This window comes from Aliiroseovarius sp. S2029, assembly GCF_023195575.1.
GTDB classification, from domain to species: domain Bacteria; phylum Pseudomonadota; class Alphaproteobacteria; order Rhodobacterales; family Rhodobacteraceae; genus Aliiroseovarius; species Aliiroseovarius zhejiangensis.
In genome coordinates this window covers 302,944-320,281 of the sequence record NZ_JALPQE010000002.1, presented here as the reverse complement: position 1 = coordinate 320,281, position 17,338 = coordinate 302,944, and the positions used below count along the sequence as shown (strand labels likewise).

The following is a 17,338-nucleotide window of genomic DNA, read 5'->3' as shown; positions in this document are numbered from 1 at the left end:
AGGCATGAAGATATCACGTGGATATGGGGTTTGGGCCGGGTTTCTCAAGTGCTTGGTTGCAATCATGTTTCTGTCAGGGGCGGCGCGGGCTGACACCGTCACGATCCTGGCGCTTGGTGACAGTCTGACCGCCGGATACGGGTTGCCGCAGCAGGACGGGTTCGTGCCGCAACTCGAAAGCTGGCTGACAGATCATGGCATCAATGCAAAGGTCGTCAATGGGGGCGTGTCCGGGGACACCTCGGCAGGTGGGGCCGCGCGGCTGGACTGGGTGCTGACCGATGAGATCGACCTGGTGCTGGTTGCCTTGGGCGCCAATGACATGCTGCGGGGCATCGACCCGGAAACGACCTATACCAACCTTGATACGATCCTGTCCGAACTGGCAGCGCGTGACCTGCCCGGCTTGCTGATCGGCATGCCCGGTCCCGCCAATTTTGGCCCCGATTACAAGGCCGCGTTCGAAGGGGTGTTCGAGCGACTTGCGCAGCAGCATGATGTGCCGCTTTACCCCAGCCTTTTGGCCGGTCTGACGGATGCCGCGGGATCGGCCAATGATGCGCTTCAATATCTGCAGTCCGACGGGCTGCACCCGACCGCCGAAGGCGTGACGTTGATCGTGGACGCGCTGGGACCGGCGGTGGTGACGGTGCTGCCCTAGGCAACGGACGCTCTGCCTAGGTCATCCGATGCGCCAGGAAACACGGCGCATCGTGGACCTTCGGCGTCCAGACCTCACTTTCAGACAGGTTTCGGGCCTTAAACCTATCCCTAGTGACACCTATTCGCCCTTCCTTCGCTGTGCGATTGTTGCGCGCCTGAAACTGGCCTTGGCCAAAACGGCCACAAATCGTGAAGCGGAGCACCGCTGTGACAATCCTGTTGGTGACAGAAGACCATGCGATCCAGCGCAGGTTCACATCTGTTTTGAAGCCGGGCGGTGACGCTCGGTTGCACGCCTGTGCAACCGTGCAAGAGGCGGAAACCCTTCTGCGCAGCCAGCCGGGCCTGCACATGCTGGTCATAGATTTCGGCACACCGGGGCTGGGTGGACTGCGGGCGATCACCCGGCTGTCAAAAGCCCGTTCGGATGTGCCGGTGGTGTTGTTGATGCACACCCCGTCGCTGACCGTTGCGCGCCAGGCCCTGCGTCTTGGCGTGACGGCCTGCATTCCGGCGGTTCTGACGAACGCGGACCTGAAAGCCGCCCTTCACCTGGCGAAAGGCCAGAGCGACCTGATCGTGCTGCCTCACGGCAGCCTGACCTCTGCTGGCGCGGAAAACCTGTTGTCGCGCCGCGAAGCACAAATCCTGGCGCTTTTGTGTGACGGGCAGCAGAACAAGGAAATCGCCCATACGTTCGGCATACAGGAAGTGACCGTGAAAATGCATATGCGGTCGGTGATCCGCAAACTGGGCGCGCGCAACCGGACCCATGCGGCGATGATCGCGCGGGATCGCGGGTTGGTCTGATCCCGGTCAGTCCTTGGGCGGGGCGTCGTCCCAGCGATCGCTGAGGATGCGGTGGCTGTCGCCTTCCGGGTCTTCATATTGCTCGCTTTTCAGGGTCCAGAAGAACGCGGCCAGTCCAAGACCGCCCAGCAAAAGCGAGACAGGGATCAGATAGACCAGCACGTTCATGGATCAGCCCTTTCTCAGTCGCAGCGCGTTCAACGACACTGTCACGGACGAGGTCGACATGGCAAGCGCGGCTGCCAGCGGCGTTGCTAGCCCGATCAGCGCAATCGGAATGGCAATGGCGTTATAACCCGCTGCGATGGCAAAGTTTTCCTTGATCCTTCGGGTGGCGGATTTGGACAGATCAATCGCGTCTGCCAACGGTTCCATCGACTTGCCCAGAAGCACGATGTCGGACACGACGCGCGCCGCTTCAAGCGCGGATGCAGGCGAGATCGAGACATGCGCCGCCGCCAGCGCCGCGGTGTCGTTCAACCCGTCGCCAACCATCAGAACCTTCTTGCCCGCCTTGCCCAGACGCGCGACGTATTCCGCCTTGTCTTCGGGCAGGGTGTCCGCTTTCCAATCCTCGATCCCCACACGTCCGGCGATGTCGGCCACGGCAGCGGGCACATCGCCCGAAATCAACGTGATGCCCATCCCTTTTGATTTCAACGCAGTGATCGCGGCCTCTACCCCGGGGCGCAGCGCGTCGGTAAAGGTGAACGCCACGGGTTTTGCGCCGGACACCGCCAGATAGGTCGCGGTCTGACCAACTGCGTTGGCGCCCAGCCATTCAGCGCGGCCCAGACGCACGATCTTGCCCTGCCATTTGCCCTCGATCCCTTTGCCCGGCACCTCATGTAGCTGTGTCACATCGGCAGGCTGAACCCCAGCGGCGCGCACCGCCTGCACAAGCGATTGGGCCAGCGGGTGACTGGACCCTTCTGCAAGGGCCAGTGCTATCTCCAGATCGCGCGGCTTGTGGCGGGACAGGTCGCCCAAGGCAGGCTTGCCCTCGGTCAGCGTGCCGGTCTTGTCGAACACCACGTGATCAACCTCGGCCAGCCGCTCCATCGCCGTGGCGGATTTCAACAACATGCCTTGCTTGAACAACCGCCCTGACGCCGCCGTGGTCACAGCGGGCACAGCCAAGCCCAGCGCACAGGGACAGGTGATGATCAGGGTCGCGACCGCGATGTTCATCGCCATGCGCCAATCGCCGGAAAACCATAGCCAGAACAGAAACGCGGCCAGTGCCAGCAGATGCACCACCGGCGCATAGACCGCCGCCGCCTTGTCGGCAAGCGAGGTGTATCGGTTGCGCGCGGTTTCCGCGATCGCAACAAGGTCCGCCATCCGGTGCAGAGAACTGTCACGCCCCGCCGCCGTTACCCGCACGGTCAAGGGACCGGTCAGGTTCACCTCGCCTGCCGACACGATGGTCTCGGGCGCGGCGGCGACCGGCAGGCTTTCCCCGGTCAGAAGCGAGCGGTCCAATTCGCTTTCGCCCGTCAGGACGATCCCGTCCACCGGCACACGAGCCCCCGGCACAACGCGCACGACATCGCCGGGCGACAGGTCGGACACAGCGACCTGCTCATCCGCTTGTCCGTCGACCACGCGAGCCGCGCGAGGCACTTCAAGGGCGGCCAGTTCCTCGGCCGCTGAACGTGCCACGGCGCGGGTGCGATAATCCAGATACCGCCCGGCCAGCAGGAAGAACGTCAAGGACAGCGCCGCATCGAAATAGGCATGTTCGCCCGAATGCATCGTCTCGTAAATCGACATGCCCAAGGCCAGCAGGATCGCCAGCGAAATCGGCACGTCCATGTTCAGACGCCCCACCCGCAGTGCCGACCAGGCCGAGCGGAAGAACACCTGACTGGAAAACCCGATGGTCGGAATGGCAATCGCCGCACTGATCCAGTGGAACAGGTCACGGGTGGCATCGGTGGCGCCCGACCAGACCGCGACGCTCAGCAGCATGACGTTCATCATGGCAAAGCCCGCCACACCCAGACGCATCAGCAGGTCCTTGCCCTGCTTGTCCGTCGCGGTCGAGGTGAGCTGCCCCGGATCCAACTCATAGGCCTCGAAACCGATCCCGGTCAGGTAGTCCGCCAGCGACTGCGCCTCGACCCCCGGATCGACATCAACGGTTGCGCGTTTCAGCGTCAGGTTCACACGGGCGGCCCGCACACCGGGCTGCGCGGCAAGACTGCGCTCGACCCCGGCGATACAGGCGGCGCAGTAGATCTGAGGCAAGGACAGCATGATGCGCTGTGCCTCCATCCCGTTGCCGTGATAGCCTTTACCGGCTTGCGCTTCAGCAAGCGGGGCCGCGTCACAGGCGGGACAGGCAGAGATCGGGGTGGCCATGACTGCGGTTCCTTGTCTGCGTTCGATGTGGCGCTATTTGCCCGAGATGAAGATGGGAATGCGACGCTGAAAACTGGTGCCATCTTCGGCGATCACATTCAGGCGCAGGTTCCAGTTGCCTTCGCCCAGCGGTCCGACCTGCGCCAGATAGACACCGTTGGACCCCTGACTGAACGCAGGCTCCTGATCCTCTTTCACATGGGTTGCGCGCCCAAGAAGGCCATAGATGGATTTGACCGTAACGGGATCACCAGCCTTGTCGCTGATATCAAGCACCAGCGTCTCGCCATCCACATCGACGGTAACGTCCCAGCCCAGCGCCTCTTGCGCGGCTTTCTGCGTGTCGAATTGCTGGCTGGCGACATAGGAGTTCTTTGTTTCCAACCCCGGAAACGTGCCAATGGCGGAATAAGCCATGAAGATGTTCACGCCGATGATCACCGTGAAGGCCGACACGACGATGGCCAGAACATGTTTGCCGGTCAGTTCGAACTCTTTCTTCTCACTCGGATTGGCCATTCCCTAACGCCCCCTGCCGTTGAACACGGTGTCCACATGCACCCGGTCGCCCGTGATGCCGTCAATGATCCAAAGGCGCAATTCGGTCCGCGCGTCGCGGGCGGCTTCGGATCCCGGAGGCGCGATGACATAGACCCGCTGCTTGGCTTCCGTATCGGGCGGTGCCACCAGCACAAGTTCCTCGCTGCCTTCCAGTTCGATCACCATATCACTGCCCTCGGTCAGCGAGAAGTAATATGGCCATTCCTCGCCGTGCCGGTTGCGCACGCCCACGTCATACGTATTGCGGATGGAGCCGTCCGACAGCGTGACATAGGTCGGGTTGCGCACCGGATGCACGGTCACATCCACGTCCGGCCGGATGAACAGGGCGACAGTCAGCGCGACCCCGACCAGCGCCCAAAGCGTGGTGTAAAGGATCGTGCGCGGACGCAGAAGATGCTTGATGACCGGAATTTTCTCGTTCCCGGCGCGTTCATAGGCCTCGTCTTTCAGCGCCAGATAATCGATCAGGCCGCGCGGTTTGCCGACCTTGTCCATCATCTCGTCGCAGGCGTCGATGCAGAGGCCACAGGTGATGCACTCCATCTGTTGCCCGTCGCGGATGTCGATGCCCATCGGGCAGACGTTCACACAGGCGTTGCAGTCGATGCAGTCGCCCAGATCGTCCCGCACCTTGCCCTTGCCGCGCGGTTCGCCCCGCCAGTCGCGATAGGCGATGGTGATCGTATCCTCGTCCATCATCGCCGCCTGAATGCGCGGCCACGGGCAGGCATAGATACAGATCTGTTCGCGCGCGATGCCACCGAAGATGAACGTTGTCAGGGTCAGCACCAAGACCGTCGAATAGGCCAGCGGATGCGCGTTCCCCGTCACAAGATCCACCAACAGCGTCGGCGCATCTGCAAAATAGAACACCCAGGCACCGCCCGTGGCGACCGCGATGACAATCCAGAGTGCAAACTTGATCAGGCGCTTGCGCACCTTCTCGGCGTTCCAGCTTTGTCGGTGCAGGCGCAGACGCGCGTTCCGGTCGCCTTCGACCCAGCGTTCGACCAGGATGAACAGGTCGGTCCAGACTGTCTGCGGACAGGCATATCCGCACCAGACACGTCCCGCCGCTGAGGTGAACAGGAACAACCCAAGCCCCGCCATGATCAGAAGCCCCGCAATGAAATAGAATTCATGCGGCCAGATCTCGATCCAGAAGAAATAGAACCGGCGGTTGGCCATGTCGACCAGGATGGCCTGGTTGGGCAGGTTGGGGCCGCGGTCCCAGCGGATCCACGGGGCAAGATAATAGATGCCCAGCGTGATCCCCATGATCCACCATTTCAGGCTGCGAAACGTGCCTTTCACCCGTTTGGGGAAAACGGGTTCGCGCGGGGCGTACAGCTGTTCGGGGGCGTCAGACATGGAGAGATTCCAATCCTGCTTTTCGGTTGATCCGGGAATTAAGAATTATTCTACAGTGCAGCCTTGATGTGGATCAAAGATTTTGGCCGCGCCATTCATGGGATATGTGATTAGTCCTTGATTATTATCAAGTTTCCATATTGTCACAGCGCCATCCCGTCGCAGTCGGGCAAATGGCCGCACCCCGGATCACCTATCAAATCATTCGCGAAACAGGAAACAGCACCGCGTCTGTGACAAAGCCCGGTCGCTGTCTGGCAACCGGGCTTTTGAGTTAGGTGGCACCGACCCCGGAGAAACGCGCGAACAGGATCAGGGGTCGGTGCCGTTGACCGGGGAGTGAGGCCCCGGAACTCGTGGTTGGTTGGCCAGTGGCTTATTCGCCGCCGCCCAACTGGTGAACATAGGCTGACACGGCGTTGATCTGGCTGTCGGTCAGCTTGCCGCTCCAGGCCGGCATCACGCCGAACGGGCCGGTGGCCACGATTTGGGTGATGGCCTCTTCGCTGTCGCCGTAAAGCCAGATGGCATCGGTCAGGTTGGGCGCGCCCTGGCTGCGATCACCGGTGCCGTCTTCCATATGGCACGAGGTGCAGTTGTCCGCGAACACGGTTTCCCCGTCAGCCGCCAGCGCCATGTCGGCATCCGCCTGGGTGACAGGGGACAGCGACATCACATAATGGACGACCTGTGCAATCTCTTCGTCGCTCAGATAATCGTCGCCAAAGGCGGGCATCTCGGAATACCGGGTGTCGTCGTCATCCTCGGACCGGATGCCGTGACGCAGCGTGTACTGGATATCTTCCAGCGTGCCGCCCCAGAGCCAGTCGTTGTCCAACAGGTTGGGATAGCCGACGTTGCCCGCGGCACCCGAACCGTGACATTGCGAACAGAAGGTTGCAAAGGTCGCGCGGCCCGACTGGATAGCGTAGTTGTGCAGGTCAGTGCCCGGTTCCAGAGCCGTCAGATCGGCCGAGGCAAGCTGGGCTTCCAACTCGCTGTTCATCGCGCTGAAGCGATCAATTTCGGCGGCCACTTCGGCACGGGTGGAATAGCCCAGATAACCAGCGGTTGCCCCTTTGATCATCGGCCAGGCCGGATAGGCGATGGTGTACCAGACGCCCCAGATGATGGTCAGGTAGAAGACCCAGACCCACCAGCGTGGCAGCGGGTTGTTGAACTCTTTGATACCGTCCCATTCATGGCCGGTCGTTTCGGGCTCTTTCTTTTCAACAGGTTTTTTACTCATTGCCGCAACTCCCTTTGAGCTGAGCGCCCGGGTTCGTCCCGGTCACCGGCAGGTTTGTCTTCGTGGCGGAAGGGGATGTTGGCCGTGTCGTCATGCACCTTGCGGCTGCCCGGGCGAAACGCCCAGGCAACAACGCCAAGGAAAAAGACGAACATCGCCAGAAGCACCCAACTGTCAGCGATTTCGCGGAGCAGAGAATAGGTGTCCATCGTCCCAGCTCCTTACCGGCTTGCGTCAGGTGTGAAGGTCGAGAAATCGACCAACGTGCCCAACATCTGCATATAGGCGATCAAGGCGTCCATTTCCGAAACACCGGGCGCACCGTCGAAGTTGCGCACCTGCGCCTTCGGATAGCGTGCCAGAAGCCCATCATAGTCGCTGTCAGGATCCGCCTGGGCCAACCAGTCGGCTTCGGCGTTTTCCATCTGCTCGTCGGTGTATGGCACACCCACGATCTGATTGGCCTTCATCAGGTCCTGGATATAGGTCGGCTCGATCAGGCGATCCGCCAGGAAGGCATATTTCGGCATCACCGATTCCGGCACGACCGACTGCGGATCTTTCAGGTGATCCACATGCCATTCGTCCGAATACCGGCCACCGACGCGGGCCAGGTCCGGCCCGGTCCGCTTCGATCCCCACTGGAACGGGTGGTCATACTGACTTTCCGCCGCCAGTGAATAGTGGCCGTAACGCTCAACCTCATCACGCATCGGGCGGATCATCTGGCTGTGGCAGACATAGCAGCCTTCGCGCACATAGATGTTCCGCCCCTCAAGCTCGAGCGGCGAGTAGGGGCGCATGCCTTCCACATCCTCAATCGTGTTTTCGAGGTAGAAGAGCGGTGCGATCTCCACGATGCCACCCACGGTGACAACCAGAAGGCTACCGACCAGAAGAAGCGTTGCGTTCTTTTCAAGAACAACGTGTTTGTCGAGAATTCCCATTGGTCCTTCCCTCCTTATTCTGCCGGAGCCGTTTGGGCGTCATCGGCGGTCTCGGCCACCGGCGAACGCGTCACGGTCATCCAAAGGTTGTAGCACATGATCAGGGCACCCGTGAGGAACAGAACCCCACCCATACCGCGCACCACATACATCGGGAACTTGGCGGCCACGGTGTCGGCGAACGAGTTCACCAGGAAGCCTTGCGCGTCAACTTCGCGCCACATCAGGCCTTCCATGATGCCCGTGACCCACATCGACGCGGCGTAGAGCACGATGCCGATGGTGGCGAGCCAGAAGTGCCAGCTGACCAGTTTCAGGCTGTAAAGGCCTGCACGGTTCCACAGTTTGGGGACAAGGAAATAGAGCATCCCGAAGGTGATCATCCCGTTCCAGCCCAGCGCACCCGAGTGCACGTGACCAATCGTCCAGTCCGTATAGTGCGACAGCGAGTTCACGGCGCGGATCGACATCATCGGACCTTCAAAGGTCGACATGCCGTAGAAACCGATCGACACAACCATCATCCGGATTACCGGATCGGTGCGCAGCTTGTCCCAGGCGCCCGACAGGGTCATCAGGCCGTTGATCATGCCACCCCACGACGGCATCCAAAGGATGACCGAGAACACCATGCCAAGGGTCGAAGCCCAGTCCGGCAGCGCGGTATAGTGCAGGTGGTGCGGACCGGCCCAGATATACAGGAAGATCAGTGCCCAGAAGTGAATGATCGACAGTTTATAGCTGAAGACGGGACGTTCGGCCTGTTTCGGCACGAAGTAGTACATCATGCCAAGGAAGCCTGCGGTCAGGAAGAAGCCCACGGCGTTGTGGCCATACCACCATTGCGTCATGGCATCCTGCACACCGGCAAACAGCTGAACCGACTTGGATCCGAAGATCGACACCGGCATGGCCAGGTTGTTCACGACGTGCAGCATGGCAATGGTGATGATAAAGGACAGATAGAACCAGTTGGCCACATAGATATGCGGCTCTTTCCGCTTCATCAGCGTGCCCATGAACACCAGCAAATAGGCAACCCAGACCACGGTCAGCCAAAGGTCGGTGTACCATTCGGGTTCAGCATATTCTTTCGATTGGGTGGCGCCCAGCAGATAGCCGGTGGCGGCCAGCAGGATCACGATCTGGTATCCCCAGAACACGAACCAGGCCAGGTTGCCGCCCCAAAGACGGGCACCAGAGGTGCGTTGCACGACATAGAACGAGGACGTGATCAGGGCGGTGCCGCCGAATGCGAAGATCACCGCCGAGGTGTGCAGCGGGCGCAGGCGTCCGAAGTTAAGATACCCTTCGGCCCAGGCGAAGTTGAGGTTTGGAAAGGCCAGTTGAAACGCGATGAACGTCCCAACAAGGAAGCCAACCGCGCCCCAGAAGGCCGTCAGGGCGACCCCCACGCGCACGGGGCCATCCATATAGCCGGTTGCGACCGCCTTCTTCTCACCCACGGTGCGGAGTGAAAAGACAAACAGGCCTGCCGCGATCAACACCACCAGGATTGCATGAACCTGATAGGCGATGTCGCGGGCATAACTTGCAGCGATTGCGGCCAGCACTGCGATGAGGCCGTAGATCGCCAATTTGAGGTAATCCCACATTTTGCGTCCCTTCGTCTTATGTCATACGCCCCTCCTCCCACGACCGGATGAGGGCACTATTCGACTTGTGTGGGTTTGGACTTATCCCTTCAAGACTGCTTTGATCCATATCAAAAACTGTCGCAGGTGGCCGAATAAGCCCGATTGACCCATGTCAAAGCGTCGCACGCGCGACGGGGGCACGCTGTCAATCAGGCCAAATCGGAGGGCAAACTGATGACATACCGCACCGTTACCACAATCGTCACCGACACCACGCATTGCAAGGGCGCGCTTGAAGCAGCCAAGGCGGTCGCCAACCAGCACGACGCCCATCTTGAGGTGCTGTGCCTGGGAATCGACCGGTCTCAGCAAGGATTTTATTACGCGGGGGCGTCGGCAATGGTGGTGCAGGACAATCTGGCACAGACGCGTGAAGACGCGATGGACCTGGAGGCCTTTGCCCGAAAAGCACTGACAGCGCATGCCCTGCCATGGTCAAGCGATGCGCTGACGGCCCAGATGGTTGCCTTGAATGGCGTTGTCGCCCATCGCACCCGGTTTGCCGATCTGGTCGTGATGCCGCGCCCCTATGGTGAAGGCCGCGGGCATGACGCCGAGGCCATCGTCGAAGCCGCCCTGTTCGACGGCAACGTTCCGGTCCTTGTAATGCCGGACGGGGCCGCGTTTCCGCAATCTGTCGGCAATGTTGTTGTCGCCTGGAACGAAAGCCCCGAGGCCCTGCGGGCCGTGCGTCAGGCGATGCCATTCCTGAAGCAGGCGGACACGGTGTCGATTGCCATCATCGACCCGCCCCAGCATGGGCCGGAACGGTCCGACCCCGGCGGGGCGCTCAGCCAGATGCTGGCCCGTCACGGGGTGCGCGCCGAGGTTTGCGTGCTGGCCAAGACGATGCCGCGCATCTCGGACGTCCTGAACCGCCACGCGCTCGACAAGGATGCGGATATGATCGTCATGGGCGCTTATGGGCATTCACGGTTCCGCGAATCAATTCTGGGAGGGGCTACCCGGCATATGCTGGAAGTGGCCGAAGTGCCCATCGTGCTGGCGCACTGAGCGCGGAACCATCACCGGACACAGCTGCAAACACATGAAGGGCGCCGCAATCGGCGCCCTTGCGTTGTCTTTCTAGCCATATCATCGCGGATCAGAACCCGTTGTCTCAGACAATCGGGGCGCCATCCACGTCGTCACCGGTTTCGGCGATCAAAGCCTGAAGATCGGGGATGGTCACGCGGCGCTTGCCCTGAAGCTCGACCACGCCGGTTTTTTTCAAGGCCGAAACCTGACGGCTGACGGTTTCCAGCGTCAACCCAAGATAATCTGCCATCGCCTCGCGCGTCAGCGGCAGCTCGAAGCTCATCCCGTCACGCGGGGGTTTTTTATGCAGGGACGCATCCCGGCGCGCCAGAATGGCCAGCAAACTGGCGATTTTCTCGCGTGCTGTCTTGCGGCCCAGAACCAGCATCCATTCGCGCGCGCTGTCCAGTTCGTCCAGCGTCATCTGCAACAGCCGTGTGCCGATGGCGGGTGTCTTTTCCATCATGTCTTCAAACGGTTTCTTGCGGAAACAGCACAGGGTCAGATCCGTCACTGCCACCACGTCGAACGGGGCGGCGTCGCGCCCGGGGCGCCCAATGAAATCCGACGGCAACAACAGCCCCACCATCTGGGTGCGACCGTCTTCCATCGTCTGGCTCAGCGTCGCAATGCCGCTGACGACACTCGAGACGAACTCCATCGGGTCGCCGGACCAGATCACCGGCTGCCCTGCTTCGAAGGTGCGGTAATACTTGATCGCGTCCAGTTGCTCCAACTCGTCGGGCTGGCAACGGGCACACACGGCACGGTGGCGAATTGGGCAGTTGCCACAATCACGGGTGTTGAAGCTGATGTCGTTCATGGTTTTTTTAACAAGAGACGTATCTTGTTTGATCCTGATCAAAGTTGAGCGCGCGTTTGTCCGCCAAACCTATGCGAATGCAGACCACTTCGCAACTCAAACGCCTCGGTCTTTTTGACGCGCGCGTGCCCCGCTATACCAGCTATCCGACCGCCCCGCATTTCAAGGCTGGCGTCGGGTCCGCCAACCTGTCCGACTGGATCAGCGCGATCCCGGCGGATGATGCAGTATCGCTATACGTGCATATACCGTTCTGTCGCCGGTTATGCTGGTTCTGCGCCTGCCGCACCCAGGGCACATCCACCGCAGAACCCGTCGCGGCCTATGTGAACAGCCTGAAACAAGAGCTTTCGACGATCAAAACCCTGCTGGCCGAGGGGATCAAGCTGGAACACCTGCATTGGGGTGGCGGGACACCGACCCTGCTGCAGCCCGAGATGATCGCTGATCTGACCGAAGCGATTCTCTCCACCACGCCACTGGCGCCCGATGCGCAATTCTCGGTCGAGATCGACCCGTCCGAGATTGACGATGCAAGGCTGGATGCGCTTGCGGCGGCGGGGATGAACCGCGCGTCCATTGGGGTGCAGGATTTCGACCCGATGATTCAAGAGGTCATCGGTCGCCCGCAAAGCTACGAGATCACCAAACAGGCCGTGGATGGTTTGCGCGCGCGCGGCATCAACAGCCTGAACATGGACATCCTTTACGGCCTTCCGCACCAGAACACGGCGCGAATCACCGATTCGGTCGAAAAGCTGATCAGCCTTGGCCCGGACCGGGTGGCGCTGTTTGGTTATGCCCATGTGCCATGGGTGGCGCGCCGCCAGACCCTGATCCCGACCGAGGCGCTGCCCTCGGCCGAGGAACGGCTGGACCTTTACAACACCGCGCGTGATCTGTTCATCGCCGCAGGTTATGACGAAATCGGCATCGACCATTTCGCCCTGCCCTCGGACGGTCTGGCCAAAGCCCACAAATCCGGCACGATGAAGCGGAATTTCCAGGGGTATACCGAAGACGCTTCGAAGGTGATGATCGGCGTTGGCGCCAGTTCGATCGCCCGCTACCCGCAAGGCTATGCGCAGAACGAACCGGCCACGTCGAAATACCAGGCTGCGGTGCGCGATGGTCGGCTGGCAGGGGCCAAGGGTCACGTCTTCAGCGACGAAGACCTTGCCCGAGGCCGCGTGATCGAAGAACTTCTGTGCTATTTCCGCGTCGATTTCGCCAAGCTGGCCGAGGAGTTCGCACGCCCGGTCGACGACTTTCTGGCGATGGTGGTCGGGCTGGACGCAGCGATGCCAGATACCACCGATCTTGACGGCACCGTGTTGACCATTCGGCCCTCGGCCCGACCAGTTGCCCGCATGATCGCGCGGCATTTCGATGATTACGAGATGAACGAAAGCGGCCACAGCCAGGCGGTGTGATCCCGCCTACGCGCTAGCGGTCGCGGCGCAGGAAGCGGTTGCGATACCCTGCTTCGGTCGCGATGTCGTCCAGCACTTTCGCCAGTGTCAGATCGTGATCGAACTTGCCGTTTTGCAAGAATTCCGTGACCTGCGCGATGACCAGCGGGTTCACCATCATGAATGTGTGCGTCACGGGCAGGACGATGTGGTCGTTCATGCCGGCAATGCGGGTGTTGTCCACCGCGACCTTGCCATCATCCTCGCCTTCGATCACGGCTGAATAAATCGGGTTGAGCGATCGGTTGCCTGCGATCACCCCCAGTTCAAACGCGGCCCGCCCTGCCTGGTTCGGAACCGAATCCTCATCTGTTCCCAGTTGCAGCCCGGCAGGGCCGTTCAGCCATTCGAACGGCTCAAGATCACCAAACGCATCCACCAGTTGCGAGCCTTTGTTGGGCGGAGCCATCATCACCACGCGCCCCATATTCTTCGGTTGATGATCCTGAAGCCAGACCCGCGCCAGAATGCCGCCCATGGAATGGGTGACGAAATGCACTTTCTGATCGCCGCAGGCGGTCAGGGCAGGCGGGATCGCGGCTTCGACCAGCACACCAATCGGGGCCTTGGTCGACGGATAGCCCATATTCACCACGTCATATCCCGTGGCACGCAGGCTTTCTTCCATCACCCAGAGCGAGGATGGCGTGCGGGCAAGCCCGTGCAACAGGATCACGCAATCCGCGCGCGCGGGTGCGTCAAGGGCAGTCAGGACGCCAAGGGCAAGGGTCAACACTCTGATCATATGGGATAGATACGCATCCCGCCCACCAGATGCGAGAGGCAGCTTGCCCCTGACACGCCGATAAGCAAATCTTGGCGCATGTCGATGACATTCAAAACACCCCGGCTGGCGGTGCGCGGCCTGATCCTGCACAACAACCGCCTGTTGATGGTCAATGCCTATGGCGGCGGCCTGTCCGACCTGCTGTGCCTGCCCGGTGGCGGGGTCGAACCGGGGGCGAGCCTGCCGGACAACCTGATCCGTGAGGTGCACGAAGAGACTGGCCTGACCATTGCAGTCGGTGCCCCGGCCCTGGTGGACGAATTTCATGACCCCGACACCGGTTTCCACCAGGTCGAGATCATTTTTCGCTGTGATCTGCTGCGCGGACAGCTGGATCCCGCGTGGCAAGACCCGGAAACAATCGTGACAGATCGGCGCTGGGTCAAGCAGCAAGACATCGCAGACTTGCACTTTCGCCCTCTGTCATTGCCGGACCTGGCGTGGCGAAACAACCAAAACGCCCCGACCTATGACGCGCTGGAAACCATCGTCAAATAGGCAAAGCCCCCGCACGATCTGTCGGGGGCTTTGCGGTTCCGCGGTTCGGGTCAGCGCACCTCGGTATAGAACCCCGGCGCGAACCAGCGGATGACCAGCGCCCCGGCCCCGGCGATTGCAATCGCCAATGTGGCGACCCATCCGATGAACGGGATCATCGCCAACACCGTGATTGCCACCGCGCCCACCAGTGCGGCAATCGCGCGTTCGCTGAGGGTTTCCGGCAGCGGGCGATTGGTGGCACCCAGTAAGCCGACGCCAAGAATATAGGTGCCGATCACATATCCCGCGATGCCCAGAAGCACGGCCAGCACGATGGATACGGGGATCAGCAGAATGCCGAACCCGGTCAGCGCAAACAGGAACAACGACCCGGCCAGTGCCGAGATGGTCAGAAAGCCCATCCAAAGGGCGCGCGCCGGGGTTTCCAGCGTGCGCAGGCGCAGCGCCAGAAGGAAGGAGGGGGCAAGTGCTGAAATCAGGGTGGCAATCGCGGTCAGGATCAGGATCGACGTGATCGTCCCGACCAGCCATGCGCCAACGCCCGGGCCGGAACGGTCAAGCGTCGCGCCCCCTTCAGGATCGGCGGAGGCGTCGAAGTCGTCAATGTTGTGGCGCGAGATCCGGTCCTGGGGCACAACGCTGTCGGGAATGTCGATATCGTTTGGATCCTCGGCATAAAGGTACAACGTCCCCTCGATCCGGGCGTCATCCCCGAAGCTGAGGTTATCCACCGAGAAGCTGGCATCGCCTGCAATCGCACCGGTCAGCAGGATGTTTTCGGCAGCCACCAGTGCGCTGTCACCAACGGCGCCGTTGATCTCGATCCGTTGGGCAGCGGCACGCAGGTCGCCGCCCACGTCGTTGTTTACAAGGACCGTATCGCCTATCAGATGCGCATCATCGCCGACTCCACCGGACATATTGACGTTCAATCCGGCCGCATAGAGGCTTTTGCCCACCGGACCAGATATGGACACCGAGCGGCCACCGGCATGGGCGCTGCCATTGACCGAAGCCGACAGCACAACCGTGTTGCCCGCAATGAATGCATCATCCACCGCATCACCCGTCAGGGTCACATTGTCGCCGGCCATATAGGCATCATCTCCAAAGCGATAGACCTCTTGCGCGGTGGCTGGCACCGCCAGAAGCGTGACGCAAAGCAGAATAAGGGATCGAAGCATGGCAGCCTCCGCCAAAGGGTTATGTTACACTCATTAACATAAACGGTGTCACAACTTTTTGTAAGGGGGTGGATGAAATTTCCACCACAAAGAAAAAGGGCGCCCGAACCGAACGCCCTTCAGATATTTTGCCTTTGCTCTCGGCAGATTGGCCTGACGGCCAATCACTTGTCGCCGGGCAGCTCTCGGCAGATTGGCCTGACGGCCAATCGCCTGTCGCAATCGAATTCCTGACGGAATTCGATTTACATCATGCCGCCCATGCCGCCCATGTCGGGCATGCCGCCGCCAGCAGGGGCGTCTTTCTGCGGCTTGTCGGCCACCATGGCTTCGGTGGTGATCAGAAGACCAGCAACCGAACCGGCATCTTCCAATGCGGTGCGGGTGACTTTGGCCGGGTCGATCACACCGAACTTGAACATGTCGCCATATTCTTCGGTCTGGGCGTTGAAGCCGAAGGTCACATCGTCGCTTTCGCGTACTTTGCCTGCAACCACGGCACCGTCGACACCCGCGTTTTCAGCGATCTGACGCAGCGGTGCTTCCAGCGCCTTGCGCACGATGTTGATGCCTGCGTTCTGGTCGGCGTTTTCACCTTCGAGACCGGCAAGACCTTTGCTGGCCTGGACCAACGCAACACCACCGCCAACGATCACGCCTTCCTGCACCGCAGCGCGGGTTGCGTTCAGGGCATCATCCACACGGTCTTTACGCTCTTTCACCTCAACCTCGGTCATGCCGCCCACGCGGATCACGGCAACTCCACCTGCCAGTTTGGCAACGCGCTCTTGCAGCTTCTCGCGGTCATAGTCCGAAGTGGTTTCCTCGGCTTGCGTGCGGATCTGGGCCACACGGGCTTCGATCTCGGCTTTTTCGCCAGCACCGTCAACGATGGTGGTTTCGTCTTTGGTGATCTGGATTTTCTTGGCCGACCCCAGCATGTCCATGGTCACGCTTTCCAGCTTCATGCCCAGATCTTCCGAAATCACCTGACCACCGGTCAGGATCGCAATGTCCTGCAGCATGGCCTTGCGGCGATCGCCGAAGCCCGGCGCCTTGACGGCAGCGATTTTCAGACCGCCGCGCAGCTTGTTGACAACCAGAGTTGCAAGCGCTTCGCCTTCAACGTCCTCGGCAATGATAAGCAGCGGCTTTTGCGACTGAATGACCGATTCCAGAAGCGGAACCATCGGTTGCAGCGACGACAGTTTCTTTTCGTGCAGAAGAACAAGGCAATCGTCCAACTCGGCAACCATCTTGTCGGGGTTGGTCACGAAATAGGGCGACAGATAGCCACGGTCGAACTGCATGCCTTCGACAACGGTGGTTTCGGTCTCAAGGCCTTTGTTTTCCTCGACCGTGATAACGCCTTCGTTGCCAACTTTCTGCATCGCGTCTGCGATCTGGCGGCCGATTTCAGCTTCGCCGTTGGCCGAGATGGTGCCAACCTGCGCAACCTCGTCCGAGTCCTTCACTTCGCGCGCCATGTCTTTCAGGCTAGCGACAACTTTGGACACAGCCAGGTCGATCCCGCGCTTCAGGTCCATCGGGTTCAGACCGGCAGCAACCTGTTTCAGACCTTCGCGCACAATCGCCTGGGTCAGAACGGTGGCCGTGGTGGTGCCGTCGCCGGCTTCGTCATTGGTGCGGCTGGCGACTTCTTTCACCATCTGCGCGCCCATGTTTTCGAACTTGTCTTCCAGTTCGATTTCCTTGGCGACCGTCACACCGTCTTTGGTGATGCGCGGGGCGCCGAACGACTTGTCCAGCACCACGTTGCGGCCTTTCGGGCCAAGGGTCACTTTGACAGCATCGGCAAGGATATTGACGCCACGCAGCATTGCATTGCGGGCTTCGGTTTCGAACTTTACGTCCTTAGCAGCCATTTAGCTTACTCCTGAAAA

At 60.7% G+C, this 17,338-nt stretch carries 17 protein-coding genes; 5 read left to right on the top strand and 12 right to left on the bottom strand.

Features of this window, described 5'->3' with window-relative positions; translation table 11 throughout:
- Positions 1 to 4 precede the first annotated feature (4 nt).
- Together MUY21_RS06230 and MUY21_RS06225 are read left to right on the top strand one after the other, a co-directional pair.
- Positions 5 to 661, top strand: a complete 657-nt coding sequence (locus MUY21_RS06230) for an arylesterase (RefSeq protein WP_248409473.1) — start codon at positions 5 to 7, stop codon at positions 659 to 661.
- Positions 662 to 870: 209 nt separating this feature from the next.
- Positions 871 to 1,473, top strand: a complete 603-nt coding sequence (locus tag MUY21_RS06225; protein ID WP_248409472.1) for a response regulator transcription factor — start codon at positions 871 to 873, stop codon at positions 1,471 to 1,473.
- Positions 1,474 to 1,479: 6 nt separating this feature from the next.
- On the opposite strand, the gene ccoS is transcribed toward MUY21_RS06225, so the two are convergent.
- The 8 genes from ccoS to ccoN all read right to left on the bottom strand — a co-directional run bounded on the left by ccoS (position 1,480) and on the right by ccoN (position 9,587).
- On the bottom strand, positions 1,480 to 1,641 hold the full coding sequence (gene ccoS / locus MUY21_RS06220; protein ID WP_191286212.1) for a cbb3-type cytochrome oxidase assembly protein CcoS: 162 nt from the start codon (positions 1,639 to 1,641) through the stop codon (positions 1,480 to 1,482).
- A 3-nt stretch (positions 1,642 to 1,644) separates the two neighbouring features.
- The gene (locus MUY21_RS06215) at positions 1,645 to 3,840 is read right to left on the bottom strand and encodes a heavy metal translocating P-type ATPase (protein ID WP_248409471.1); all 2,196 of its coding nucleotides are present in this window, start codon (positions 3,838 to 3,840) and stop codon (positions 1,645 to 1,647) included.
- Between the two features lie 33 nt (positions 3,841 to 3,873).
- The gene (locus tag MUY21_RS06210; protein ID WP_248409470.1) at positions 3,874 to 4,359 is read right to left on the bottom strand and encodes a FixH family protein; all 486 of its coding nucleotides are present in this window, start codon (positions 4,357 to 4,359) and stop codon (positions 3,874 to 3,876) included.
- 3 nt (positions 4,360 to 4,362) lie between these two features.
- A complete protein-coding gene (ccoG, locus tag MUY21_RS06205) occupies positions 4,363 to 5,775 on the bottom strand; it encodes a cytochrome c oxidase accessory protein CcoG (protein WP_248409469.1) in 1,413 nt (470 codons plus the stop codon).
- A gap of 376 nt (positions 5,776 to 6,151) precedes the next feature.
- Positions 6,152 to 7,024 carry a cytochrome-c oxidase, cbb3-type subunit III gene (gene ccoP / locus MUY21_RS06200; protein ID WP_248409468.1) on the bottom strand — a complete coding sequence of 291 codons (873 nt, stop codon included), beginning with the start codon at positions 7,022 to 7,024 and terminating at the stop codon, positions 6,152 to 6,154.
- The gene (locus MUY21_RS06195) at positions 7,021 to 7,233 is read right to left on the bottom strand and encodes a cbb3-type cytochrome c oxidase subunit 3 (protein WP_191286207.1); all 213 of its coding nucleotides are present in this window, start codon (positions 7,231 to 7,233) and stop codon (positions 7,021 to 7,023) included. Before MUY21_RS06195 ends, ccoP begins: the two co-directional genes overlap by 4 nt.
- Positions 7,234 to 7,245: 12 nt before the next feature.
- Positions 7,246 to 7,971 carry a cytochrome-c oxidase, cbb3-type subunit II gene (ccoO, locus tag MUY21_RS06190; protein WP_248409467.1) on the bottom strand — a complete coding sequence of 242 codons (726 nt, stop codon included), beginning with the start codon at positions 7,969 to 7,971 and terminating at the stop codon, positions 7,246 to 7,248.
- A gap of 14 nt (positions 7,972 to 7,985) precedes the next feature.
- Positions 7,986 to 9,587 carry a cytochrome-c oxidase, cbb3-type subunit I gene (ccoN, locus tag MUY21_RS06185; RefSeq protein WP_248409466.1) on the bottom strand — a complete coding sequence of 534 codons (1,602 nt, stop codon included), beginning with the start codon at positions 9,585 to 9,587 and terminating at the stop codon, positions 7,986 to 7,988.
- Between the two features lie 216 nt (positions 9,588 to 9,803).
- Here ccoN and MUY21_RS06180 point away from each other — a divergent pair, with 216 nt between their 5' ends.
- Positions 9,804 to 10,643, top strand: coding sequence for a universal stress protein (locus MUY21_RS06180; protein ID WP_248409465.1), 840 nt, complete (start codon positions 9,804 to 9,806; stop codon positions 10,641 to 10,643).
- 106 nt (positions 10,644 to 10,749) lie between these two features.
- Here MUY21_RS06180 and fnrL read toward each other — a convergent pair whose 3' ends face one another.
- Positions 10,750 to 11,490 (bottom strand): transcriptional regulator FnrL, encoded by a 741-nt coding sequence (fnrL, locus tag MUY21_RS06175; protein WP_248409464.1) that lies wholly within the window; start codon positions 11,488 to 11,490, stop codon positions 10,750 to 10,752.
- 77 nt (positions 11,491 to 11,567) lie between these two features.
- Here fnrL and hemN point away from each other — a divergent pair, with 77 nt between their 5' ends.
- The gene (hemN, locus tag MUY21_RS06170) at positions 11,568 to 12,923 is read left to right on the top strand and encodes an oxygen-independent coproporphyrinogen III oxidase (RefSeq protein WP_248409463.1); all 1,356 of its coding nucleotides are present in this window, start codon (positions 11,568 to 11,570) and stop codon (positions 12,921 to 12,923) included.
- A 13-nt stretch (positions 12,924 to 12,936) separates the two neighbouring features.
- On the opposite strand, the gene MUY21_RS06165 is transcribed toward hemN, so the two are convergent.
- On the bottom strand, positions 12,937 to 13,707 hold the full coding sequence (locus MUY21_RS06165; protein ID WP_248409462.1) for an alpha/beta fold hydrolase: 771 nt from the start codon (positions 13,705 to 13,707) through the stop codon (positions 12,937 to 12,939).
- Positions 13,708 to 13,791: 84 nt separating this feature from the next.
- Here MUY21_RS06165 and MUY21_RS06160 point away from each other — a divergent pair, with 84 nt between their 5' ends.
- Entirely contained in the window at positions 13,792 to 14,247 is a 456-nt protein-coding gene (locus MUY21_RS06160; protein WP_248409461.1) for an NUDIX hydrolase, read from the top strand.
- Between the two features lie 50 nt (positions 14,248 to 14,297).
- Here MUY21_RS06160 and MUY21_RS06155 read toward each other — a convergent pair whose 3' ends face one another.
- Both MUY21_RS06155 and groL read right to left on the bottom strand, forming a co-directional pair.
- Positions 14,298 to 15,434 carry a hypothetical protein gene (locus tag MUY21_RS06155; protein WP_248409460.1) on the bottom strand — a complete coding sequence of 379 codons (1,137 nt, stop codon included), beginning with the start codon at positions 15,432 to 15,434 and terminating at the stop codon, positions 14,298 to 14,300.
- Positions 15,435 to 15,679: 245 nt separating this feature from the next.
- Positions 15,680 to 17,320: a chaperonin GroEL gene (gene groL, locus MUY21_RS06150; RefSeq protein ID WP_248409459.1), complete on the bottom strand. Its 1,641-nt coding sequence runs from the start codon at positions 17,318 to 17,320 to the stop codon at positions 15,680 to 15,682.
- Between the last annotated feature and the right edge of the window lie 18 nt (positions 17,321 to 17,338).